The sequence below is a fragment of the Kordiimonas lipolytica genome, assembly GCF_001550065.1.
Genome location: NZ_LRUB01000011.1, coordinates 25,205 through 48,061 on the forward strand (window position 1 = coordinate 25,205; position 22,857 = coordinate 48,061).

A 22,857-nucleotide genomic window follows, 5' to 3' on the forward strand; every position below is an offset into this window, starting at 1 on the left:
GCGATCAATCGGGGGCGGTCACCGCGTGAATATTAAGGCTATCTTGCAGGAGCACGGCAACATGTTGGGGCGGATCGTGGCGTCATATGAGGCTGATCCGTCGCAGCAGGAAGAGTTGATGCAGGAAGTCTCGCTGGCGCTCTGGCAGGCCCTGAAGAAATACCGCGGTGATGGCAGCTTGAAAGCCTATGCCGCAAGGATCGCCCAGAACCGATGTATCAGTCACGTGGCAAGGGCGGTCAAGGCACCGCGCCAGACCGTTCTGGATGACACGGTGCCGAGCGAACGGGCAGGGCCCGAGGAAGACGTGGCGAAGGCGCAGCAGCGTCAAGCGCTGCTGTCTGCCGTGCGGGGACTGCCGCTGCCGCTCAAGCAAGTAACGACGCTTGCGCTCGAGGGCTTTTCCCACCGGGAGATCGCGGAAGCACTTGGGATCAGTGAAAACAACGCCATGGTGCGCTTCAGCAGGGCAAAAGCCGCGCTGAAGGACAGCATGCAGGCAGCACATGGGAAAGCAGGGCGATGAGTACGGAAAAGAACATGCCCGATTGGGACGACCTGACGGACATCTGGCAGCAAAGCCCGGAAATCGATATGGACAAAATGGCCCGCCATGCCCGTTTTGTCTGGTGGCGTATGCGGGTCAACTTCGCGTTCGAGGTGATTGTATGCCTGTCCGGCATGGGGCTGTTTGGCTGGGACCTTTTGTCAGGCTCTGCGGCAAAGCAGGTTGGTGGCATCCCATTGGCCATAGTCCTTTTCCTGGTCTGCGCCTTGGGGCTTTGGGCCGCTTTTTATGTCCGGTCCGGGGCCTGGGGGCAGGCTGATGGCACCGCACAGTCGCTCATTGACCTGCAGATCAAGCGTGCGCGGTCGTCGATCCGCTATATCATTGTCAACAACTGGGGTTGCGGGGTTGGCATCCTGGCTTTCGGCTTTATCTACTGGTCGCTTATTGAGCGATATGGCTCAATCGATGCGCCGGAACTGGACACAGTGAACTACTGGGTCACCGGAACCATGCTCTTTTTCCTGCTGTTTCCTTTCGCCACCATTCCGTTCCTCAAACGCAAGCGGGACCAATTGGCGCGCCTTGAGAAGCTTGCCTGTCAGCTTACGGAGGGTGACGGTGATGAAGAGGAGCGTGCCTAGCCCTGTTTCCGCTTGATGGACCGGATAAGGTCACGGAGCGGGTGAAGGGGCGCGACCAGCTTGTCCGGCAGGGGTTGGGGATCGCCACAGATCATGGCGGCCAGATAATCCCCCAGAAGTGGCCCATACTGGTATCCTTTGGAGCCTAACCCCGCGAGCATATAGAGCCCGTCGTGGAGGGTCGGTTCGCCCAGGCCTTTGGTCTTGGCGTCTTTTGCAAGCGGGGCATATTGCACTGCTGTGGTATTCCCAACAGGAACCGGCCCTGCGAACGGCAGATGGTCGGCGGTGGTGGCGCGAACTCCGGCCCAGGAGTATTCGATTGCTTCGTCTGGGATTTCGGTGCCCGTAGCTCCCTTTAGCACCGAAAGAATACGTATACGGTCTTCATCGCGTGGCTCATAATCGGCAGGGGTGACACTTGTCTTGCGGTCGAACGTGGAGCCGATGGTGCGCATGCCGTCGGCCTCTGCTGTCACATAACCACCAAATGCGATGCTTTCCGGGGGCAGGCCAGTGGCCGTATCTGCTCCAATGACCTCCACCTGTCCGCGGTTAGGCCTGAGCTCCGGACAGTCAGCCTTGCTGATGAGCTTTGCTGTGTCGATGCCCGCCGCCAGGACAACAATATCGGCGGTCAGTACCTGGCCGTCTTTGCTGTGCAGGCGCCAGACGGGGCCAGCCTGTTCAAGCCGGGTGATGACCATCTCGGCCTTAGGGATGCTGCTGGTAATGGCTTCGAGCGCCTTGGCTGTGTCTACAGATCCGCCGCGCGGCAGCAGGAAGCCATTATCTTGGGGTTTAAGCCAATCAGCCGTCCAGTGCAGGTCGCTCCTGATCTCTTCAAGCCGGTCTGCATCAGCGGCATTTTTGGGTAATTGGTGCACGCCGTGCGCTTCAGCCCAGGCCTCGCCAAAGGCAGGAAAAGCGCAACTATAGGCATAGGCACTGGTGAAAAACTCTGCCGCAGGGGTGTGCTCGCGCATGAAGCGGGGCGAAAGGATGGCGGCAGGCACCTGACTGGCGCTTTTGTATTCTGGTGAATTGACAAGCGTCACGCGGCGGCCGCGGGCCTGAAGGGCGGCGGCGACGCTGGCGCCCGCGATCCCGCCCCCGATAACGGCGATTGTGCCTTCTGGACTTGCGGGGGTTGCTGCCCATTCTGGCCTTAGTGGCGCTGGGGCCTCAATTGGGGCAGGGTTTTGCGCTTCTCCTACCAGGCGTTCGCGCTTGCGCCCATAGCCAGGCGTTTTCTCAACAATAAAGCCGCGGTCCCTGAGCGCCCGTTTGACAAAACCCGCCGCGGTGAAGGTGGCGAAGCGCGTACCAACGTGCGACAGGCGGGCGATCTGGTCCATCAGGGTGTCAGACCACATGTCCGGGTTCTTTGCAGGGGCAAAACCATCCAGATACCACGCGTCTACACTGCCGCTTAGGCTGGCAAAAGCCTCTGCGGCCTGGCCAAAGATCAATATCAGCCTTACCTGCCCATTCGCAAATTCGCGCGGGTGAAAGCCCGTTGCCGCCGGTGGCCATGCGGCGCGCAATTGTTCGGCGTATGGCTCAATTTCCGGGAAGGTGCTGTGCGCTTCTTTAAGCGCTTTTTCTGAGAGCGGATAGCCTTCAACCGAGATAAATGTCAGGCGCCCGTCCGCCCCACTTTCTTGCCACTTTTTCCAGGTTGCGAGAAAATTCAGGCCGGTGCCGAAGCCCGTCTCCGCAATGACAAAATGGTCGCGGCCTTTCCATATATCGGGGGCTCCTATGCCGGAAAGGAAAACGAAGTCTGTCTCTTCAAGGCCGTTTTCAGCCGAATAATAGACATCGTCGAACGCCTTCGAGACCGGCGCGTTGCCCCGCCAGCCCAATTCGGTGTCCTTGTTTCCCGTATTCTCGTTATCTGACATTTTCGGCTCGCTTGCGACCGGTAGCATTAATCCAAGGTTGGGCTTTCGGTCAGTTTCCTTTAAAGTAGCGTGATACTTGGAATGCTAGTGATTTGAAACCCCAATAGAGATTTTGTGCATGTTTTATGAACTTGATGGTGTGAAGCCTGAATGCGCCGACGACAGCGTCTGGGTTGCCCCGAATGCAGCCGTGATCGGTAAGGTAATTCTTGAGAAGCAGGCCAGCGTTTGGTTTGGCGTGACCATTCGCGGCGACAATGACCCGATAACAGTCGGGGAGGGCAGCAATATTCAGGATAATTCTGTCATCCACTCTGATCTCGGGGTTCCCTGCACCATTGGCAAAGGCGTAACTGTTGGCCACAAGGTCATGCTGCATGGCTGCACGATCGGCGACCATACATTGATTGGCATGGGCAGCACCATCCTGAACGGTGCCAAGATTGGTGCCGGGAGTATTGTGGGTGCGAACAGCTTGGTCACCGAAGGTAAGGAGTTCCCGGAAGGCGTCCTGATTGTAGGCGCACCCGCCCGGGTTGTTCGGCAGCTTAAGCCCGAAGAGCAAGAAATGATTAAGATGTCTGAACGAATATACACGGACAACGCAGCCAGATTTGCCAATGGCCTGAAGGAAGTCAAAATTGACTAGGAATTTTGCACCAAAAAGGCTATTGGGGCGCCAGCCATTCCATTGAGGCGGGCTTCTGCGAGCATGGGGCCGTTAGTTGTATTGGGTAAGGACGAATGAGCGTTAACATCAAACATGTCGAAGAATTAAGGCACATTGATCTGGCCGCCCGCGTCGAAATCGCGCGCAAGGTTGGCAAGATTCTGGCCAAACAAAATGGTTCTGCTGACAAAGCGGATGCGCTTGAGCTCGCCCAAATTCTGATGGAAGACGTTGCAGTGTCGGTTCGCGAGGCCTTGTCGCGTGAGCTGCAGGTATGCAGTTTCCTGCCCAAGGACCTGGTTTCCAAGCTCGCGCAGGACATCGACCAGGTGTCCATGCCGTTCCTGATGGCGTCCCAGGCAATGGATGACGCGCTCCTGGAAGATATCGTTCGCAGTTGCAGTGAAGGCGCGCAGGAGGCCATTGCCCAGCGCATCGGCCTTCCTGAGGCCGTTAGTTATGCCATCAGCGACGTAGGCTGCAAAAGCGCCGTTGAGTCGCTGGTGGGCAACGATACGATCGAACTGTCAGAGCGGAGCTGCAACCGGGTGGTTGACCGTTTCCCCGAGGAGCGGTCCCTGATGGAAAAGCTGGCCCAGCGCGCAGACCTGCCCGCCTCCGTTGTGGAACGGATCATTTTCAAGATTTCCAAGCGGTACGGCGAATACCTTTCCGAAAAGTTTGGCCTCGCCACCGATTATGCGTCTTACCTGGCGTCTATGGCCAACAGGCAGGTGTTTTCGCGGACGCTTGAGATGGCGCCGCTGAGCGAGATCGAAAATTATCTGCAGCAGCTCAATCAGGTGAACAGCCTGACATCGGACGTTCTTCTCAGCTATCTGCAAAATTCGAACGTAAAACTGTTCACCATGGCGATAGCAGTCCTCCTGGATCGCCCCTATGAAGCTGTGGAAGCAAGGCTGAATAAGGGCGACAAGAAAGTGATGGCCCGGCTACTGGAGGCCGCAGGCTTTTCCAAGTCTGTTATTGGTGTGCTGTTGATTGCCTATGATCGGCTGATCCGCGGTCATTAGACAGGCTGACCAGTCCCAATCGAAATTTTATTTTGGCCTCTGTTCGCCTAGCCCTTAGGCTGCCCAGAAACAGGAGCCAAAAAATGATAATTCCCCCGCAGCGAGAGTTGTTCGATATTCCGCGTGACCTTTGTTACGTGAATGCTTCCTACATGACACCGCTCAGCAAAGCGCAAGTGGCGTCCGGTCAGGAGGCGCTAGCTCGGTCTGCCCAGCCTTGGCGTATCGGCGAAGGCGATTTCTTTGATACGGCGGCTGATGTCTGTGCAGCAGGGGCGGCCCTGATGAATGCTGAGGCTGCGGACGTAGCCATCGTGCCTTCGGCGAGCTATGGCATTTCCACCGCGGCAAAGAACCTGCCTCTGTCGCCCGGTGGCAAGGTGCTTGTGATGTCGGAGGAGTTTCCGTCGAACGTCTATCCCTGGCAGGAACGGGCAGAAGCGGCAGGCGGCGAGGTGATAGCTGTGCCGCAGCCGTCAGATGACGACTGGACGGCCGCAATTCTTGAAATGATTTCGCGCGAAGGCGAAAGCATCGATATTGTATCTGTTGCCAATGTGCATTGGTCATCTGGCGCGTTGATCGACCTTGCGGCGGTGTCGGGTGCCTGCAAGCGCGTTGGGGCGGCGCTGGTGCTGGATCTCAGCCAGTCGCTGGGTGCAATGCCGTTCGACGTTAAGGCCATCGATCCGGATTTTATGGTTGCTGCCGGCTACAAGTGGCTAATGGCGCCCTATAGCATCAGCCTGATGTATGTAGCGCCGCGCCACCAGGGCGGCTTTCCAATTGAGGCAGGCTGGATAACCCGGGAAGGTAGCCGGGATTTTTCAAGGCTGGTTCAATATAGGGATGAATTCGAACCAGGCGCCCGCCGCTTTGATATGGGCGAGCGTGCCAACCATGTCCTGGCACCAATATTCCTGGCCGGGCTACAGCAGCTACTTTCCTGGGGTGTTCCCAATATTTATGAAAGCCTGAGTGCGATCACTGGGCGTATGGCCGTTGCGCTTGAGAGCAAAGGGATGGAGCCTATCGCGGCCGACCGCAGGGCAGGGCATATTCTTGGGGTAAGGGTCGGAAAGCAGGGTGCTGCACTTTTGGAAGAGCTTAAAAATGCTGGTGTGTCGGTCAGTCTTCGAGGCGATCTGCTGCGCTTGTCGCCGCACTTGTGGGTCGATGAACAGGACGAGGGGCGGTTCACGCAGGTCATTGCCGGGCTATAGTGTCAAAATGAGACATGTTTCGATTTGGTACAGTATTTTGATGCAGTGTGTCGTCCCATTTTGAGACAATATTTCTTATCCAATTGAAATATATAGGGTTTATTTTCTGGCACACCCCTTGCGATTAGTAGAGCACCTTAAAGATTTTTGCCTGAGATCTGCTAAGGTTACTCGAATGAGTATGGCGCGTTCGCCTTTTGCCTGAGGGTGGATGACGCACGAACTACGAGGCGGATGGGATCACTCCTATCCGCCCGTTTTTTGTTTGGGCATTCAATGGGGTTAATAGAAAAGCTTGGCGTGTGGGCATGGCCCGACTATGCTGCGCCACCATTTGTGTTCGAGAGGCCCCGTGTGTCCACCAGCGTAATCTACGAAAACCGTTTCTTTTCAGCCCTGCTTTATCAAACTGGCCGCCTTTTCCTGAAGGCTTTTGGCTGGAAGGTCATTGGGGACTTCCCGAAAGACGCCAAGTTCGTTGCTATTGCAGCACCGCATACCAGCAACTGGGATTTCCCAGTGTTCATGGCTGCTGTTGGCTATCTGAGGCTGCATATCAGTTTCCTGGGCAAGCACACGCTGTTCAAAGGGCCGCTTGGTTGGTTCTTTTACTGGCTGGGTGGTATTCCCGTGGTTCGCGAGGGCAAATCGGCTGCCGATGTGGTTGACCGGGCGGTGGAAGAGTTTGAAAAGCGGGATCGTCTCATACTAGGGCTGGCGCCAGAGGGAACACGGTCGAAGGTTACCAAGTGGAAGACCGGCTTTTACCGCATTGCCGTTCAGGCGGGTGTGCCGATCCTGCGGGCCTATCTGGATGCATCCATCAAGGAAATCGGGTTCGGTGACCTGTTCTATCCAACAGGGGACATGGAAGCTGACCTGAAGGCGTTGCAGGCTTTTTACGCCGGCAAGCAGGGTATTAACCCCAAGAACCAGTAAGCATCAGTCAAGCAGTGCGCCGGGGTTCATGATGTTGTGGGGGTCGAGCGCCTTCTTGATGGCACGCATGGCCTGAAGCTGCGCCGGGTCCTTAAGACGTTTCATCTCCGCGCGCTTGAGCGTGCCGATGCCGTGTTCGGCAGAAATCGACCCGCCAAATTTGGTGACAATATCATGCACAAGGGCGTTCATGGCTTCCCAGCTGCCCAGGAACGCTTCTTTGTCGGCATCCGCGGGCTGCATCACATTGAAGTGGATGTTGCCGTCACCCAGATGGCCGAAGGGTGTCAGTCGTGCACCGGGCCACCCATTCATTACGGCTTTGCCTGCTACTGTCAGGAAGTCCGGGACTTTTGATACAGGCACGGAAATATCATGCTTGATACTGCCACCCTCATGCTTTTGTGCCTCTGACATGGTTTCACGCAGGCGCCAGAGCGCTTCGCGCTGCGCCAGGGTGCTGGCCACTACGCCGTCCTTGATGGTGCCAGCGGCTATCTCATGCTCAAGCCAGTCGGACACTTGGGTCTCGAGAGCGGGGTCTATGCTGCTGGAGGCAATGTCCGTCAGCACATACCAGTCATAGGGTGCGGCCAGCGGGTCAGAAGTGCCAGGGATATGGTTCAGCACCAGCTCCACCCCGTACCTCGGCATCAGCTCAAATGCCGATACGCGGTCACCGGTGGCTTGGCGGGCGCTTCGCAATAGCTTTAGGGCATCTGTAGGGCTATCCACAGCCAACCAGCAGCTGTGCAGTTGCTTTTCCGCTGGTGCGAGCTTGAAGCTGACGCGGGTGATGATGCCAAGTGTGCCCTCAGCCCCCACCAGAAGCTGTGTCAGGTCATAGCCTGTGTTGTCTTTCCTAAGCGCAGACAGGTCATTCATGATGCTGCCGTCAGGCAACACGGCCTCAATTCCCAGCGTCAGCGCCCGGGTCGTGCCGTAGCGCACCACATGCACGCCGCCAGCGTTGGTGGATACCACGCCGCCTGCTGTGCAGCTGCCTTCCGACGCCAGGGAAAGCGGAAACAGAAGGTCATGCTCCGCCGCGGCTGCCTGCAGTTCCGCAACCGTATAGCCTGCGTCCGCTGTGATGGTCATGTCATCAGGATCAACGGCGATGCTGCCGCGTAGGCGCTTGGTACTGAATAGTACCTCATTTCGGCCTTCGAGCCCGGGGATCCCGCCGCCCACCAAGCCTGTATTGCCGCCCTGTGGCACTATGGCGATCTGATGGTCGTTGCAGTAGCGCACCAGCTTTGAGACAGTCTCCGCATCAGAGGGCATCAGCATCAGCGGGGTTTTGCCATTGAACTTGTCGCGCCATTCCCTGAGGTGGGGGGCAACCTCGTTCGCGTCTGTTGTGGCGCCCTTGGGGCCGGCCAGTACGATCAGCGCGTCGATATGGGCTTGGTCGATCATGCTTCTTTCCTGGGCGCTGCAGCACGCTTCAAGCGGTCATTGATCGCGATACCGATCCCATGATTGGGGATGGGCGCGACCGCGATGTGTGTTGATGATTTATCAGCATTTCGTAATGTTTTAAATAGATTATGGGCGGCTTCTGATAAATTACCTGAAGCGCTTAGGCTGATGTCGCCCGCAATGTCACCGAAGCCGATCAAGAGCTCAGCGTCCTGTTTTTCTGTGGCGTTCAGGCGCACGCTGGCTTCCGGGGCATAGTGGCTCAGAAGCTGGCCAGGGGCAGAGATTTCATCCTCATTGCGGTCCAGTACGGGCTGTCCCGTCTGTTCGGCGATCTCGTCAGCGGTGATGGTGCCGGGGCGCAGGAGATAGAGCTTCTCATCCTTCACTCCGATGATAGTGCTTTCAATGCCTTCAGGGGCGTCGCCCGCATCGATAATGAGCGGTAATTTACCGTCCAGCCCGGCCAACACGTCAGCCGCACATGTGGGCGACAGCTTGCCGGACGGATTGGCACTTGGCGCCGCGATTGGCCTTCCAAGTTCTTTGATAATCTCGCGGGTAACCGCCTTTTTGGGGCAGCGCACGGCCAGTGTGTCTAGCCCTGCGGACACTGGGGCGGCAATAGGCGAATCTGGTCTGGCCGGCAGCACCAGCGTAAGCGGCCCGGGCCAGTAGATTTCCATCAGTTTGGCTGCAAGCGGCGAGACAGTGACAATTTTTTTTGCCATCTCAATATCGGCCACATGGCAGATCAGCGGATTGAAGGAGGGGCGTCCCTTGGCTTCATAAATTTGCTGCACTGCGGAATATTCCGTAGCGTCAGCCGCTAGGCCATAGACAGTCTCTGTCGGAATCGCGACCAAGTTTCCCGCAGCCAGATGTTGGACAGCAAGGGAAACTGCCCCATTTTCTGTTTCAGAAACCACTTGTGTTTTAAATGTTGCCATGCACAATTTCGCAATCACGGGACAAAGCAAATGGGGCCGCCCGGCGGCCCAGCCACCTATGCTGATAGGCCAGGTGGCATCATCTGACAACGGAATTTAACAGGATTTTCGGATAATGACTGACTATCGCGCGCCGCTTGAAGAAATACGCTTTGCTCTGGAAACCGCTGGTGGCTTGTCTGAATGGACATCCATCCCAGCATTTGAAGAGGCTGGGGAAGACCTTGTTTCTGCGATCCTTGAGGAAGCCGGAAAGCTTGCAGGCGAAGTGATCGCCCCAACCAATGTTGTAGGTGATCAGGTCGGCGCAAAGCTGACAGATAAGGGTGTCGTCAGCCCGGATGCCTTCAAGCCGATGCATCAGGCCTATGTTGAAGGCGGGTGGTCGACGCTGTCTGCCAAGGAGGAACTGGGCGGGCAGGGGCTGCCAAGCACACTTTCCACGGCAGTGGATGAAATGGTGACCTCAGCCAACATGGCCTACAGCCTGCTGCCGATGCTGACATCTGGCGCAATTGAAGCCATTGATGCCCATGGCACAGATGAGCAACGCCATATGTATCTGCCGAAGATGATCACTGGCGAGTGGTCGGGGGCCATGAACCTCACGGAACCTTCTGCGGGCTCTGATGTTGGTGCCCTGCGGGCAAAGGCTGAAAAGCAGGCCGACGGCACCTATCTGATTTCAGGCCAGAAGATTTTCATTACCTGGGGTGATCATGACCTTGCGGAAAATGTGATCCATCTGGTGCTGGCGCGCCTGCCGGATGCTCCAGCCGGAACAAAAGGCATCTCCATGTTCCTGGTGCCGAAGGTGCATGTCAATGCAGACGGTAGCCTGGGCGAACAGAACGATGTCAAGTGCGTCAGCATCGAGCACAAACTCGGTATCCATGCCAGCCCAACCTGTGTGATGAGCTTCGGCGACAGTGGCAAATGCGTTGGCTATATCGTTGGCGAAGAGAACCGCGGCATGGCCAATATGTTCACCATGATGAACCATGCCCGCATCAGCGTGGGCCTTGAAGGCGTGGCGATTGCCGAACGCGCCTACCAACATGCGGCATCATATGCGCTTGAGCGTGTGCAATCGGCAGCCATCGGCGCCAAAACGCGTGAAAGCGTGACCATCATCAACCATCCGGACGTGCGTCGGATGCTGTTGACCATGCGGGCCACGGCCGAAGCGGCCCGTGCGATCATTTACCGGAACGTCTGGGCACTTGATCGGGCGCATGCGCTGGATGACACGGAAGCCCGCGCTGCGGCGCAAGGGGAGGCAGACCTTCTGACGCCGATCTCCAAGGCCTATTCGACCGATATCGGTGTTGAGGCGGCTTCGCTGGGCATCCAGGTCTATGGCGGCATGGGCTTCGTTGAAGAAACCGGCGTAGCGCAATATTACCGCGATGCTCGCATCGCCCCGATTTACGAAGGCACGAACGGCATTCAGGCGCTTGACCTTGTTGGCCGCAAGCTGAATGCGGATGGTGGTGCGCACTGGCGTGCATTGATCGCAGAAATGCGCGGCTTTGCAGCGGGCGAGGGTGGTGATTATGCAGCAGACCTGACGCCTGCGGTTGACGCCCTTGACGACGCCGCAAACACGCTGTTCGAAAACGGTTTCGAGCGTATTGTCGATACCGCCGCCGCCGCCACGCCGTACCTTCGGTTGTTTGGCACGGTGCTCGGTGCCTATATGCTCAGCCGTCAGGCCACAGAGGCAGAAAGGCGCCTGGCAGCAGGTGAGGGGAACCCAGCGTTCCTGAAGGCGAAGGTCTCGACAGCAGCCTTTTACCGAGAACAAATCTTGCCTTCTGCCGTGGCGCTACTACCTTCAATCAAGGCAGGCGCGCGTCATATCACCGATTTGGCGGAAGATGACTTCCTGCGTCACTAACCGGCCTTTGGCCGAATGTATTGAGTATCAAGGCGGGGCAAAGGACACATGAGCAAGACAAAAGCAGACGCAGGTAAAAGCGAGGCGAAGGCGCTGTCGCAAGCTTCGGTGGCAGATCATCGGGGCGGAGTTGTCGAGGACGACGGCCTGCTGTACCCCCATGCTGACCTGGTGCCTGAAGGCGGCAACGTGATTCCTGTGGCCGAAGGTATCTACTGGGCGCGTATGCCGCTTCCTTGGTCGCTGGATCATATCAACGTCTATCTGTTTGACGAAGGCGACAGTTGGTCTGTCGTCGACACGGGCTCTATGGGTAAGCGCGGCATCGCGGCCTGGGAGGCGCTTGAAGAGGATTTCCTTGGCGGCAAGCCTGTTGCGCGCGTGATCGGCACGCATTTGCACCCGGACCATATCGGCCTGGCGGGCTGGCTCGCGGAACGGTATGGCGCCACGCTTACCATGACCGCCCTTGAATATATGACTGCCGCTCACCTCTGGATGGGCGGCACGAAGGAAGTGCCGGAACATGAAATAGAGTTCATGCTCAAATCCGGTGTGGACAAACAGTTTGAACCGATGATGCGGGGCGCGCGCTTTGATAACTACCGCAGGGGCGTGCACCAGTTGCCTTCCCAATTTGTCCGCATTGAGGACGGTAGTGAAATATTACTGGGTGGCAGGCGTTGGCGAGTGGTGATCGGTCGCGGCCATTCGCCCGAGCATGCCTGTCTTTCCTGCCTTGACGAGCCGCTTTTCATCTCAGGCGATCAGGTGCTGCCCAACATCACCTCCAATGTGTCCGTTCATGCGCGTGAGCCGCATTCCAATCCGCTCGCGCACTGGATTGCTTCGCTTGAACGCATGAAGGAAATTCCGGGTGATCCCTTGGTGTTACCAAGTCACGGCCGTGTTTTCAAGGGGCTGGATACCCGCCTTTCGGCGCTGGTGAACAGCCATGTGAACAAGCTGAAATCCCTGCATGATTGGTGTAGTGAAGAGCGGACGCCAGTGGAGACCTTTCCCTCACTGTTCCGTCGGAAGCTTTCGGGCATGGATTTCTATATGGCGCTTGGGGAAGCGCTGGCCCATCTGCATTTGTTGGAGGCCATGTCGCTTGTAACCCGCTCCTTCGACGGTGATGTAAACCGCTTCATGGCCTGTGGGGCTTTCGATGCGGTTGAGGTCGTGGCGCAGACAAAGACTTTGCCGGGTGTGGCGCTTAGGGATCTTGGCGACATCTACTGACAGAGTTCCGCCATTTCTGACCCAAAAATAAGAGTGGTTCGCATCAATAACCTTTGCGTCTCCGGATACAGCATCCTATAACTGCCTCAGATTTCAGACACACAGGCAAACCTAAGGGCTGAAGGTTCCGTAAAATGAACGAAACAGGCAAAGATACCAAAGATTTAAGCGCTCTCTCCTTCGAGGAGGCCATGGCGTCCCTGGAGCAGATTGTAGCCAAGCTTGAATCCGGAAACGCATCTCTCGAACAGTCCATCGACCTCTATACACGTGGGACGCAGCTGAAGGCGCACTGCGAGGCCAAGCTGAAAGATGCTCAGGCAAAGATCGAAAAGATCACGCTGGATGATAGCGGCGCTGCAGCCGGCACCCAGACTTTCGAAGTCGAATAGGCGAGCGCACGTGGAAGATAACGGACCTCTTAATGAAGCGCTTGCCGCCACGTCCACGGCGATTGAGCGAGTTTTGGACCCTATCTTGGTCCTCAATGGCGGGCCTGAAGACCGGGTGGTGGAAGCCATGCGCTATTCCGTATTTTCAGGGGGTAAGCGACTTCGGCCGTTTCTCGTTCTTGCAGGAGCAGAGCTTTTCGGTGTCGATAAGCCACAGGCGCTCCGGGTTGCTGCAGCCATTGAATGTGTGCACTGCTATTCCCTGATTCATGACGATCTGCCTGCCATGGATGATGACGACCTGCGACGTGGCAAGCCAACGGTTCACAAGCAATTCGATGAAGCAACGGCCATTCTGGCGGGCGATGCCCTCATGAGTGTGGCGTTTGAGATTCTGTCGAGCGAAGAAACTCATTCGGATCCATATGTCAGGCTGGAGCTGGTCAAGCATCTGGCCCATGCCTCGGGGCATCGCGGGATGGTTGGTGGCCAGATGATCGACCTGCAAGCACCGGACCTAGACCTTGATGAAATGGATGTTCAGCGTCTTCAGCAAATGAAAACCGGCGCTTTGATATGCTTTTCTGCGGAAGCTGGCGCCATCATGGGGCACGCAGGCAAGCAGGCCCGCGCCTCGCTGCATGGCTATGCCCGCGATCTGGGGCTGGCCTTCCAGATTGCTGATGATCTTCTCGATGTAGAAGGTACAGCTGAAGAGGTCGGAAAAGCCACAGGCAAGGATGAAGACGCAGGTAAAGCCACACTCGTTGGCCTGATGGGGGTTGACCGCGCCCGTAAGCAGGCCCAGATTTTGGCCGACCAGGCTATTGAACATTTGGCGCAATTCGACGATAAAGCATCGCTTTTGCGCGCCGCCGCGCATTTTGTTATAAATCGCAACGTTTGAGGCCTTTTGGCTGATGCGAACCAAGCCTGCGCAGACAGGCCTGTGCCACATGGGCATATTGCCCAGGAGGCTGAGAAGGATAAGAAGTTGAGCGTACGCCCTGACACGCCTTTGCTGGATCAAGTGCAGACCCCGGTGGATTTGCGCAAGCTGCCCAAAGACAAGCTGCAACAACTCGCAGACGAACTACGCGACGAGATGATCAGCGCAGTTTCGGTCACTGGTGGCCACTTCGGCGCGGGGCTCGGTGTTGTTGAGCTTACAGTGGCGCTACACTATGTGTTCAACACGCCTGACGACCGTCTGATCTGGGACGTTGGGCACCAGGCCTACCCGCATAAAATTCTGACCGGTCGGCGTGACCGTATCCGCACGATCCGCCAGGGCGGGGGGCTTTCGCCTTTCACAAAGCGTGGCGAAAGCGATTATGATCCGTTTGGCGCGGGGCACTCGTCCACCTCTATCAGTGCGGCGCTTGGCATGGCTGTCGCCAACAAGATGGCGGACAAGCCGGGCAAGGCTATTGCCGTTATCGGTGACGGCGCCATGAGCGCTGGCATGGCCTATGAAGCCATGAATAACGCCGAGCAAGCGGGCAACCGGTTGGTGGTGATCCTGAACGACAATGATATGTCGATCGCGCCTGCTGTGGGCGGCCTTTCCGCCTATCTCGCCAAAATCGTCAGCTCGCACACGTTCCTGAGCCTAAGGGGCTTTGGCAAGAAGATTATCGAGATGCTGCCAAAACCGCTCGCCGACAGGGCGCGTCAGGCGGAAGAATATGCGCGCGGCATGGCCGCGGGTGGTGGCACGCTGTTTGACGAGCTTGGCTTCTATTATGTTGGCCCGATCGACGGCCATAATATGGAACATTTGCTGCCGGTTCTTGAGAATGTGCGTGACGCGATCGACGGCCCGATCCTGGTGCATGTTGTGACCGAAAAAGGCCGTGGCCACCCATTCGAAGAGCCGAACCAGGAAAAATATCACGCGGTGCCACAGTTTGACGTGGTGACCGGCGAACGCATGAAGTCCACGTCCAAGGCACCGACATACACCAATGTTTTTGCCGATGCGCTGATCAAGGAATCTGAAAAAGACGACAAGATCTGCGCCATCACGGCGGCAATGCCTTCCGGCACCGGCCTGAATAAATATGGTGACCGTTTCCCGGACCGCACGTTCGATGTGGGGATTGCCGAACAGCATGCTGTGACCTTCGCAGCAGGTCTTGCGACTGAGGGCTACAAGCCATTCGTGGCCATATATTCCACCTTCCTGCAGCGCGCCTATGACCAGATTGTTCATGACGTGGCGGTGCAAAAGCTGCCGGTTCGTTTCGCCATTGACCGGGCGGGCCTTGTGGGGGCTGACGGGCCGACCCACGCGGGCAGCTTTGATGTGACATACCTTGCCAGCCTGCCGAACATGGTGGTGATGGCCGCGGCCGATGAGGCTGAACTGATGCATATGGTGGCGACAGCCGCCTCGATTGATGACCGGCCATCTGCCGTGCGCTATCCGCGCGGTGAAGGCCTGGGCGTTGAGCTGCCGAGCGAGGGCAAGGTGCTGGAGGTTGGCAAGGGCCGGATTGTGAAGAAGGGCAGCAAGGTTGCGATCCTGTCGCTGGGGGCCCGCCTTGGCGAAGCCCTGAAGGCAGCGGAGGACCTTGAAAGCCGTGGGCTTTCCACAACGGTGGCCGATGCCCGCTTTGCGAAGCCTGTGGATGATCATCTGATCCGTGATCTGGCGGCAACCCATGACGTGCTGATCACTTTGGAAGAAAACGCCATTGGCGGTTTTGGCGCCCATGTGATGGATTTTCTGGCGGAAGAGGGCATCCTTGACGGTGGGAACCTTAAAGTACGTGCGATGAAGCTGCCGGACACCTTCCAGGATCACGACAAGCCGGAAAAAATGTATGAGGACGCAGGCCTCAACGCGTCCGGTATCGTGGCGACCATCCTGAAAGCACTGGGCCACAATGATTACGGCCAGGCCCTCGGGGACAGCGCAGTCGCGCAGAAGCCTTAGGGCTGGAGGAGGCTACCAGTGGCGGGAAAAATCAGGGCAGACGTGGCACTGGTGGACCGTGGTCTTGTGGAAAGCCGGGCCAAGGCCCAGGCGCTGATTATGGCGGGCGTCGTTTTCTCAGGTGAAACCAAGATCCTCAAAGCTGGCCAGCAGATCAAGGAAGATCAGCCTATTGAAGTGCGCGGCAAGGAACACGACTGGGTCAGCCGTGGCGGCCTGAAGCTTGAGAAGGGCCTCAAGGAGTTCAGCGTGAACCCGACAGGGATGATTGCCATTGATGTTGGCGCATCCACCGGTGGCTTCACCGATGTTTTGTTGCAGGGTGGCGCCAAAAAGGTTTACGCCGTTGATGTTGGCCATGGCCAACTTGCCTGGAAGCTCAGGAACGACGACAGGGTTGTGGTTATGGAAAAGACCAATGCCCGTTATCTGGACAATGAGGCTATCCCCGATCCCATCGATATCGTGGTGTGCGACGCCAGCTTTATCTCGCTCAAGACCGTACTGCCGGCCGCCATGGCGCTGGTGAAGCCCGGCGGACGGCTTATTGCGCTCATAAAGCCGCAGTTCGAAGTGGGGCGCGAGAATGTCGGCAAGGGCGGTGTGGTGCGCGATCCTGAGCTCCATAAGGCCGTATGCGAAGAAATGCGGGCGTGGCTGAATGACGATATGGACGGCTGGACAGCCTGTGGCCTGACGGAAAGCCCGATCAAAGGCCCCGAAGGCAATATTGAGTTCCTCCTGTATGGCGAGAAGGCCTGATGGCAAAAGCTGAAATGTTTGACGTAGAGATTACCGCGCTGGGTGCGCAAGGCGACGGGGTAGGCGAGCGTGACGGCATGCCTGTGTTTGTGCCGGGCACGGTGCCGGGCGATGTGGCGCGGGTGGCGGCAAAGGACGTGCGCCGGAACGGCATCTACGCTGACCTTGTCGAGATCACAAAAGAGAGTGCTGATCGCACAGCGCCCTTATGCCAGCATTTTGGCACCTGCGGGGGCTGCCAGCTGCAATTCCTGAAGCAGGATGCTTATGCCGCCTGGGTCAAGGACCGCACGGCAATGGCGCTGGCGCATCACGGTTTTGACGCAGGCCTTGTGAAAGACCCGATCATCACACCGGCTGAAAGCCGCCGCCGAGTGGCCCTGAAGGCGCTCAGGGTGGCGTCCGGCGTGGTGCTGGGCTTTAACGAACGCCAGAGCCACCAGATTGTGGACGTGAAGAAATGCCCCATCGCCAGGCCTGAGCTGACGCGTCTGTTTGGTCCGCTGCGAGACCTCCTTGTCTCAATTCTGCCGCAACGCATGGCAGCAACGGTGCATATGACGGTCGCGGCCTCTGGCGTTGATATGCTTATCGATGCGGCAAAGCCCCTTGATCTGGCCGACCGTGAGGCCCTGGTCGATTTCGCCAACACCCATGATATCGCCGCCGTTCACTGGCAGGACCAGGGCTTTCTGGACCCAGTTGCGATCCGCCGTGAAGCAGTGATGGACTTTGCGGGCGCGCGTGTGCCGCTGCCGCCGGCTGCCTTTATCCAGGCGTCGGACGAGGGCGAAGCTGCACTGGTGAAGGCTGTGGTAGATGCCTGTGCAGGCTATGGCCGGGTGGCGGACCTGTTCTCAGGCATCGGCACCTTCACCTTCCCTCTGGCGAAAGACCATCAGGTGCTGGCCGCCGAAGGCGCAAAGAACGCACTGGATGCCATGCAGGCAGCCGCCAACGTGGCGACCGGCTTCAAGCAGATTGTGGTCAAACACCGGGACCTGTTCAGAAGGCCGCTCTCAACCAAGGAACTTGAGATGTTTGAAGCGGTTGTTTTCGATCCACCGCGGGCAGGCGCCAAGGATCAGGTGGAACAATTGGCGCAGTCGGCTGTGTCGCGCATTGTGGCGGTGTCCTGCAACCCCAACACCTTTAGCCGCGATGCCCGTATGCTGGCCGATGGCGGCTATGAGCTCGAGAGCGTCCAGCCTGTGGACCAGTTCCTATGGTCACCCCATATGGAGCTTGTGGGCGTGTTCTCAAGAAAATAATATAAAGTATTGTTTTATATATGAAAATAAAGTTTGAGCTTTTGATGTCCATCACAGCCATGATCACGGCTGTGGCGGCTGTTGTTGTGGCCATAGTGCAGACCCAGGTGATGCATGACGAAGCAATGATGGAGCGCGAGCACGCGCGCCTGTCGGTATTGCCCAGTGTGCTGGTTTACACCGGTAGTCATGTGGGTGACACGGAGGGCAGCTTCCGCATCGGGGCGGTGAACCAGGGGATTGGGCCAGCCTCCATCGAGGGGTTGACTGTGAAGGTGGATGGGAAGCCACAGTTGACCTGGGCGCAAGTCGTGGCGCTGGGCACAGACGATTTGGTACATATTGACGGTTCTGAGCGCAATGTGGACACGGTTTCGGTCACCAACCTGGATCCTGGCGTCCTTATGCCTGCGGATGCAAGGGTGGAAGCGTTGAAGCTGGAGACCAAGCCGGACATCGCCACGCTTCTGAGGGATCAATTGACATCGCGGGTTACCATCTCGCTTTGCTATTGCTCTCTGTACCGGGAGTGCTGGACCGTGGACAATATCAATACGCGCCCCGCGCCTGTGAATAGCTGTAAGGCCGAAGAAACTTTCTTCCGCAACGAAGGTTAGCCAGAGAGCGAGTGGCCGCCTCTGGGCGTGGGTTGACCTCGGTCAATGTACGTCCGCAACGGAAACTGATAGTATCTTCCTAACGAAAGGGGGATGCCATGTTTGAAAAACCATCTCTGATACGCCGTGTTGCCATCGCCAAAACCGTTGGGTTTGTGTTCGGCCTTATCGGCTTTTTCATCATTCCGATCATGAGCCCAAATGAGCCCAAATGAGGGCATGATGGTCCGTCTCGGAATCCTGTTATGGTACGGGACGCTGGGGGCCATTGTCGGCATGTTTGGCGTGATGACCTATCACCCCGTGCTGAAAATGCCTATGCCATGGTGGTTTCGCTCGGGCGTCATGGTGGGCTGGATGAATTTTGTGCTGCTACTGTTCACTTACGACCGTTTCGCGGCCATGATGACAGACTATTTCGGTCCATCCGCGCCATCGCCATGGTGGATGGTGCTGGAAGGGGTTGGTGTCGGCCTTGTTTGCGGCTATTTCGCCACCCGCTTTGGCGGCGAAGGCAAAGAGCTTCTGGACAGTTAGCGGCGGTCGAGCGACGCGACAAAGTTTCTGACTGCCGTGGCGGAGATTGCCGGGATTTCCTCCATCGGGATATGGCCGATGTTTGGGAAGGTGACAAGCCGGGCGCCGCCGATCCGTTCAGCCAGTATCTGCCCAACCTCCAGCGGGATAAGGCTGTCCTCTTCGCCCCACAAGATGAGTGTCGGCACCTTGATCTGCGCCACGTCAAGGTCTTGCCGGCCCGCGTCGCGGTACCAGGCGAAGCGAAGGCCCGTCGCGCGGCGGTTGCCCGGGTGCCGCGCCAGCTCCCAATAGCGGTCCACCATCGTGTCGTTGATCAGGGAGTGATCAACAATCGAGGTCTTCAGGCCTTCCTCAACGATGCTGCGTGGGGTGATATTCTCCAAAATCCAGTCGCTGTACCAATGGCCAGCCAATTCGAAGGCCTTGGGGCGTTTCACTGGGATTCTGGTGTTTTCCGGCGGGTTGACGCCGGCGGTATCCACCAAAACGATGCCGCTGAGTTTATCGCCATGTTCGATCGCGTACGCGAGCGTTACGCCGCCGCCCATTGAATTGCCGCCAAGGACAAAACTCTTGAGGTTCAAGGCTGTGGCGAACTCATCCACAAAAGCTACCATCCCGCCATAGGTGTAATCATCCGCCGGAGTGGCACCCGTCAGGCCGTGGCCGGGCAGGTCAACAGTGACGACAAAATAGTCTGTCTCAAGCGCATCCACCCAGCCTTCCCAGGTGTGAAGCGACGAATTTGAGCCATGCAGCAAAAGGATAGCGCGGCCTTCCGCGTTGCCCTGCATGCGGAAGTGGGCGCGGGCGCCAGAGGGGAGGTCGATGAAATCAGAGGCGCCAGTGGCGTATTTCTCCGCCAGCTCCTCGTGCGGAATATCCGGTGTCCAGGAGATATAGATCACAAGCGCCAGTCCAAGCACTACTAAGGCCAGCAGATATTTTATCGATTTCATCATCAGTGTCTCCCCCATTTGGCCGGGAGCTTACCTGAACAGGGATGCGGGCGCCAGTAGTGATTGGAGTCCGAATTCGCCGCATACAGGCCGGTTCAGGAAATTGACTATTGCCAAAATTGACCATTATCAGAGACACTTGGGCGAACCTGACGGCATGAGAGCTTATGATACTGCATATTCTTGTCGCCCTTGGAGGCGTTGGCCTGTTTCTGTTCGGCATGATCGTGCTGACGGACGGTTTGCGTGCACTGGCGGGCAAGGCGCTTAGGCAGGCGCTGGCACGCTATACCACCACGCCTTTGTCGGGCGTGGCCACAGGGGCGATCACAACGGCCATCATCCAGTCATCCAGCGCCACAACAGTCACCGCGGTAGGCTTTGTTGGCGCGGGCATCATCACCTTTACCCAGGCGCTGGGGATCATTCTGGGCGCCAATATCGGCACAACCATCACCGGCTGGCTTGTCGCCCTTATCGGTTTCAAGCTCCAATTGGGGCTGATGGTGATGCCGCTTGTGCTTCTCGGCGTCTTGATGCGCCTTTTCGGCAAAGGCAAGGTTCGGGACATTGGCTGGGCACTGGCGGGCTTCAGCCTGCTGTTCATCGGGATCGAGACGATGCAGAACGGCATGGGCGCGTTTGAAGGTTTGGTAACGCCCGAGAATTTTCCCACCGACACGCTCTGGGGCCGGTTCCAGCTGGTCCTGATCGGCATTGGCATCACCATCATCACCCAGTCCTCGAGCGCCGGTATCGCGGCCACATTGGTGGCGCTGTCGGTCGGCTCGGTGAATTTCCCGCAGGCGGCGGCCATGGTCATAGGGATGGACGTGGGCACCACCTTCACGGCGATGCTGGCCACCATCGGGGGCTCGGTCTCCATGCGGCAGACGGCATTTGCCCATGTGGCTTATAACCTGTTTGCCGGCACCATGGCTTTCTGCACCCTGGGCTATTATACGGCCATTGTAGACGCCTGGCTTGGTGGCGGCGCGGCAGGTAACGCCCAAGTCGCCGTTGTTGGCTTCCACACGGCGATGAATGTGATCGGCGTGATCATTGTGTTGCCTTTCATTCGCTATTTCGCCCGGGCTATCGTTCGCCTGATGCCGGAGCGCAAGGCCCCGTTCGAGCGCGGCCTGGACACAGCGCTCTACAGCGAACCGGGGGCCGCCAGCATTGCCGGGCTTGCCGTGGCACAGCAGCTGACAGACGCGCTTTTCGCGCTCTTGCGGGACCAGCTAGACCCGGCGCGGCGCCATGTGGACCGCACTTGGCCGCTGGTGGAGATCGAACGTGGCATCACGGCGGCTGAAGAATTCGTTGAAAATATCCCGCCCAGCCAGGGGGACGGGTTGGTGAGCGCGCGCGAAAGCAACACGCTGCATATTCTTGACCACCTCAGGCGCCTGCATCACCGCTGCATGCAGATTGAGCGGGTCGACGCCCTGTCGTCCGACAGGCGGCTTGAGCGCCTGAGGGCCGTTCTCGCCCACAGCCTTGATACCTATCTGGCACACGAAGAAGGCGGCCGCCCCGATATCTATTTTGACCGTGTTCGCAGCTTCATGCGGCTGCAGCGGCATAAATACCGCGAAAGCACGGTTATGGCCGCCACGCGCAAGCAGATGGGCGAGGTGGGGCTTCTGATGCGGCTGGATGCGGTTCGCTGGCTGCAGCGGGTTTCTTACCACGCTTGGCGCATCAGCCATCATTTCCATGCCGCCCAAATGGAAAACGGTATGCCAGCCACGCCACCGGTGGAAGAGGGGCCAGAAATAAGGAATGGTGGGGAAAGTGATGATGAGGATGATTAAGAGGCTAAGCCCACCAACCACCCGTTAGCCACACTGCGCGCGGTGCATCATCATATGGTCGGCCAGCACGATGGCCATCATGGCCTCAGCGATTGGCACGGCGCGGATGCCCACGCAAGGGTCATGACGGCCCTTGGTAACCACGTCAACGGCTTCACCACGCGTGTTTACGCTTTTGCGCGGCGTGAGGATAGAGCTGGTTGGCTTAACGGCAAAGCGGGCCACGATGGGCTGGCCGGTCGAGATGCCGCCCAAAATACCGCCCGCGTTGTTTGACATGAACTGGGGCCCACCGTTTGCGCCGGGCACCATTTCATCGGCATTCTCTTCGCCCGTAAGGGTTGCTGCTTCCATGCCCGCGCCAATTTCCACGCCCTTGGCGGCATTGATGCTCATCAGGGCGGTCGCCAGGTCAGCGTCCAGCTTGGCGTAGATGGGCGCACCCCAACCGGCGGGAACGCCTTCGGCAACCACTTCGATCACGGCACCAATGCTGCTGCCGGCCTTCCTTATGGCGTCAAGCTCTGTCGCCCAGGCCTGAGCCGTTTCAGCGTCTGCGCAGAAGAAGGGGTTGCGGTCCACCTCAGCCCAATCGAACCGGCTGCGGTCAATCTTGTGCGATCCCATCTGCACCATCGAGGCGCGGATGGTGATGCCGTCACCCAATACTTTGCGGGCGATGGCGCCTGCGGCCACGCGTGCTGCGGTTTCGCGTGCACTGGACCGTCCGCCCCCGCGATAGTCGCGGATGCCGTATTTTTCCATATAGGTGAAATCGGCGTGGCCGGGGCGGAAGCGCTCGGCAATATCGCCATAATCCTTGCTGCGCTGATCGGTGTTCTCGATCATCAACTGCACGGGGGTGCCCGTGGTCTTGCCCTCAAACACGCCAGACAGGATTTTCACAGCGTCGGGTTCACGGCGCTGTGTGGTGTATTTGCTCTGGCCCGGCTTGCGTTTGTCCAGAAACACCTGGATTTCCTCTTCCGTGATCTCCAAGAGGGGCGGCACGCCATCAACGGTGGCGCCCAGCGCCGGACCGTGGCTTTCGCCCCAGGTGGTGAAACGGAAAAGTCTGCCAAATGTATTATAAGACATAAGCTTACAAGG

The 22,857-nt window shown here is 57.9% G+C and carries 21 protein-coding genes; 16 read left to right on the forward strand and 5 right to left on the reverse strand.

Annotated elements, in window-relative coordinates; translation table 11 throughout:
- The first annotated feature begins 25 nt into the window (after positions 1–25).
- Positions 26–526, forward strand: coding sequence for an RNA polymerase sigma factor (locus KORM41_RS04700; protein ID WP_156431900.1), 501 nt, complete (start codon positions 26–28; stop codon positions 524–526).
- The gene (locus KORM41_RS04705; RefSeq protein WP_068145302.1) at positions 523–1,152 is read left to right on the forward strand and encodes a hypothetical protein; all 630 of its coding nucleotides are present in this window, start codon (positions 523–525) and stop codon (positions 1,150–1,152) included. Before KORM41_RS04700 ends, KORM41_RS04705 begins: the two co-directional genes overlap by 4 nt.
- Here KORM41_RS04705 and mnmC read toward each other — a convergent pair.
- Positions 1,149–3,059: a bifunctional tRNA (5-methylaminomethyl-2-thiouridine)(34)-methyltransferase MnmD/FAD-dependent 5-carboxymethylaminomethyl-2-thiouridine(34) oxidoreductase MnmC gene (gene mnmC, locus KORM41_RS04710; RefSeq protein WP_197420966.1), complete on the reverse strand. Its 1,911-nt coding sequence runs from the start codon at positions 3,057–3,059 to the stop codon at positions 1,149–1,151. The two genes, KORM41_RS04705 and mnmC, sit on opposite strands and share 4 nt — an antisense overlap.
- A 118-nt stretch (positions 3,060–3,177) precedes the next feature.
- On the opposite strand from mnmC, the gene KORM41_RS04715 reads away from it, so the two are divergent.
- The 4 genes from KORM41_RS04715 to KORM41_RS04730 all read left to right on the forward strand — a co-directional run bounded on the left by KORM41_RS04715 (position 3,178) and on the right by KORM41_RS04730 (position 6,925).
- A complete protein-coding gene (locus KORM41_RS04715; protein ID WP_068145310.1) occupies positions 3,178–3,708 on the forward strand; it encodes a gamma carbonic anhydrase family protein in 531 nt (176 codons plus the stop codon).
- Positions 3,709–3,803: 95 nt separating this feature from the next.
- Positions 3,804–4,763: a DUF2336 domain-containing protein gene (locus tag KORM41_RS04720; protein WP_068145313.1), complete on the forward strand. Its 960-nt coding sequence runs from the start codon at positions 3,804–3,806 to the stop codon at positions 4,761–4,763.
- An 83-nt stretch (positions 4,764–4,846) separates the two neighbouring features.
- Entirely contained in the window at positions 4,847–5,986 is a 1,140-nt protein-coding gene (locus tag KORM41_RS04725; protein ID WP_082719758.1) for an aminotransferase class V-fold PLP-dependent enzyme, read from the forward strand.
- A gap of 276 nt (positions 5,987–6,262) precedes the next feature.
- The gene (locus KORM41_RS04730) at positions 6,263–6,925 is read left to right on the forward strand and encodes a lysophospholipid acyltransferase family protein (RefSeq protein WP_197420967.1); all 663 of its coding nucleotides are present in this window, start codon (positions 6,263–6,265) and stop codon (positions 6,923–6,925) included.
- Positions 6,926–6,928: 3 nt separating this feature from the next.
- On the opposite strand, the gene KORM41_RS04735 is transcribed toward KORM41_RS04730, so the two are convergent.
- Positions 6,929–8,347, reverse strand: coding sequence for an FAD-binding oxidoreductase (locus KORM41_RS04735; RefSeq protein WP_068145320.1), 1,419 nt, complete (start codon positions 8,345–8,347; stop codon positions 6,929–6,931).
- Positions 8,344–9,300, reverse strand: a complete 957-nt coding sequence (locus tag KORM41_RS04740) for an L-threonylcarbamoyladenylate synthase (protein WP_068145323.1) — start codon at positions 9,298–9,300, stop codon at positions 8,344–8,346. Before KORM41_RS04740 ends, KORM41_RS04735 begins: the two co-directional genes overlap by 4 nt.
- 115 nt (positions 9,301–9,415) lie before the next feature.
- On the opposite strand from KORM41_RS04740, the gene KORM41_RS04745 reads away from it, so the two are divergent.
- The 9 genes from KORM41_RS04745 to KORM41_RS04785 all read left to right on the forward strand — a co-directional run bounded on the left by KORM41_RS04745 (position 9,416) and on the right by KORM41_RS04785 (position 18,965).
- Positions 9,416–11,200, forward strand: a complete 1,785-nt coding sequence (locus KORM41_RS04745) for an acyl-CoA dehydrogenase C-terminal domain-containing protein (protein WP_068145325.1) — start codon at positions 9,416–9,418, stop codon at positions 11,198–11,200.
- Between the two features lie 48 nt (positions 11,201–11,248).
- Positions 11,249–12,445 carry an MBL fold metallo-hydrolase gene (locus KORM41_RS04750; RefSeq protein ID WP_068145334.1) on the forward strand — a complete coding sequence of 399 codons (1,197 nt, stop codon included), beginning with the start codon at positions 11,249–11,251 and terminating at the stop codon, positions 12,443–12,445.
- Between the two features lie 134 nt (positions 12,446–12,579).
- Positions 12,580–12,837, forward strand: coding sequence for an exodeoxyribonuclease VII small subunit (locus tag KORM41_RS04755; protein ID WP_068145337.1), 258 nt, complete (start codon positions 12,580–12,582; stop codon positions 12,835–12,837).
- 10 nt (positions 12,838–12,847) lie between these two features.
- Entirely contained in the window at positions 12,848–13,744 is an 897-nt protein-coding gene (locus KORM41_RS04760; RefSeq protein WP_068145340.1) for a polyprenyl synthetase family protein, read from the forward strand.
- Between the two features lie 87 nt (positions 13,745–13,831).
- On the forward strand, positions 13,832–15,778 hold the full coding sequence (gene dxs / locus KORM41_RS04765) for a 1-deoxy-D-xylulose-5-phosphate synthase (RefSeq protein WP_068146106.1): 1,947 nt from the start codon (positions 13,832–13,834) through the stop codon (positions 15,776–15,778).
- 18 nt (positions 15,779–15,796) lie between these two features.
- A complete protein-coding gene (locus tag KORM41_RS04770) occupies positions 15,797–16,540 on the forward strand; it encodes a TlyA family RNA methyltransferase (RefSeq protein WP_068145341.1) in 744 nt (247 codons plus the stop codon).
- Entirely contained in the window at positions 16,540–17,811 is a 1,272-nt protein-coding gene (gene rlmD, locus KORM41_RS04775) for a 23S rRNA (uracil(1939)-C(5))-methyltransferase RlmD (protein WP_068145345.1), read from the forward strand. Before KORM41_RS04770 ends, rlmD begins: the two co-directional genes overlap by 1 nt.
- 20 nt (positions 17,812–17,831) lie before the next feature.
- Positions 17,832–18,428 (forward strand): hypothetical protein, encoded by a 597-nt coding sequence (locus KORM41_RS04780; RefSeq protein WP_068145348.1) that lies wholly within the window; start codon positions 17,832–17,834, stop codon positions 18,426–18,428.
- Between the two features lie 222 nt (positions 18,429–18,650).
- Entirely contained in the window at positions 18,651–18,965 is a 315-nt protein-coding gene (locus KORM41_RS04785) for a hypothetical protein (RefSeq protein ID WP_231727145.1), read from the forward strand.
- Here the strand turns inward: KORM41_RS04785 and KORM41_RS04790 are convergent.
- Positions 18,962–19,930, reverse strand: coding sequence for an alpha/beta fold hydrolase (locus KORM41_RS04790; protein WP_197420968.1), 969 nt, complete (start codon positions 19,928–19,930; stop codon positions 18,962–18,964). The genes KORM41_RS04785 and KORM41_RS04790 overlap by 4 nt on opposite strands.
- 164 nt (positions 19,931–20,094) lie before the next feature.
- Here KORM41_RS04790 and KORM41_RS04795 point away from each other — a divergent pair, with 164 nt between their 5' ends.
- Complete coding sequence (locus KORM41_RS04795; protein ID WP_068145357.1) at positions 20,095–21,747, forward strand: Na/Pi cotransporter family protein; 1,653 nt, start codon at positions 20,095–20,097, stop codon at positions 21,745–21,747.
- A 24-nt stretch (positions 21,748–21,771) separates the two neighbouring features.
- Here KORM41_RS04795 and aroC read toward each other — a convergent pair whose 3' ends face one another.
- Positions 21,772–22,845 (reverse strand): chorismate synthase, encoded by a 1,074-nt coding sequence (gene aroC / locus KORM41_RS04800; protein WP_068145360.1) that lies wholly within the window; start codon positions 22,843–22,845, stop codon positions 21,772–21,774.
- Positions 22,846–22,857 lie beyond the last annotated feature (12 nt).

What these genes read in the sequence shown, in the direction of transcription:
- KORM41_RS04705 (WP_068145302.1), top strand. Translation starts at nt 523, where the DNA reads ATGAGTACGGAAAAGAACATGCCCGATTGGGACGACCTGACGGACATC.
- mnmC (WP_197420966.1), bottom strand. Translation starts at nt 3,059, where the DNA reads ATGTCAGATAACGAGAATACGGGAAACAAGGACACCGAATTGGGCTGG.
- KORM41_RS04715 (WP_068145310.1), top strand. Translation starts at nt 3,178, where the DNA reads ATGTTTTATGAACTTGATGGTGTGAAGCCTGAATGCGCCGACGACAGC.
- KORM41_RS04720 (WP_068145313.1), top strand. Translation starts at nt 3,804, where the DNA reads ATGAGCGTTAACATCAAACATGTCGAAGAATTAAGGCACATTGATCTG.
- KORM41_RS04725 (WP_082719758.1), top strand. Translation starts at nt 4,847, where the DNA reads ATGATAATTCCCCCGCAGCGAGAGTTGTTCGATATTCCGCGTGACCTT.
- KORM41_RS04730 (WP_197420967.1), top strand. Translation starts at nt 6,263, where the DNA reads ATGGGGTTAATAGAAAAGCTTGGCGTGTGGGCATGGCCCGACTATGCT.
- KORM41_RS04735 (WP_068145320.1), bottom strand. Translation starts at nt 8,347, where the DNA reads ATGATCGACCAAGCCCATATCGACGCGCTGATCGTACTGGCCGGCCCC.
- KORM41_RS04740 (WP_068145323.1), bottom strand. Translation starts at nt 9,300, where the DNA reads ATGGCAACATTTAAAACACAAGTGGTTTCTGAAACAGAAAATGGGGCA.
- KORM41_RS04745 (WP_068145325.1), top strand. Translation starts at nt 9,416, where the DNA reads ATGACTGACTATCGCGCGCCGCTTGAAGAAATACGCTTTGCTCTGGAA.
- KORM41_RS04750 (WP_068145334.1), top strand. Translation starts at nt 11,249, where the DNA reads ATGAGCAAGACAAAAGCAGACGCAGGTAAAAGCGAGGCGAAGGCGCTG.
- KORM41_RS04755 (WP_068145337.1), top strand. Translation starts at nt 12,580, where the DNA reads ATGAACGAAACAGGCAAAGATACCAAAGATTTAAGCGCTCTCTCCTTC.
- rlmD (WP_068145345.1), top strand. Translation starts at nt 16,540, where the DNA reads ATGGCAAAAGCTGAAATGTTTGACGTAGAGATTACCGCGCTGGGTGCG.
- KORM41_RS04780 (WP_068145348.1), top strand. Translation starts at nt 17,832, where the DNA reads ATGAAAATAAAGTTTGAGCTTTTGATGTCCATCACAGCCATGATCACG.
- KORM41_RS04785 (WP_231727145.1), top strand. Translation starts at nt 18,651, where the DNA reads ATGGTCCGTCTCGGAATCCTGTTATGGTACGGGACGCTGGGGGCCATT.
- KORM41_RS04790 (WP_197420968.1), bottom strand. Translation starts at nt 19,930, where the DNA reads ATGATGAAATCGATAAAATATCTGCTGGCCTTAGTAGTGCTTGGACTG.
- KORM41_RS04795 (WP_068145357.1), top strand. Translation starts at nt 20,095, where the DNA reads ATGATACTGCATATTCTTGTCGCCCTTGGAGGCGTTGGCCTGTTTCTG.
- aroC (WP_068145360.1), bottom strand. Translation starts at nt 22,845, where the DNA reads ATGTCTTATAATACATTTGGCAGACTTTTCCGTTTCACCACCTGGGGC.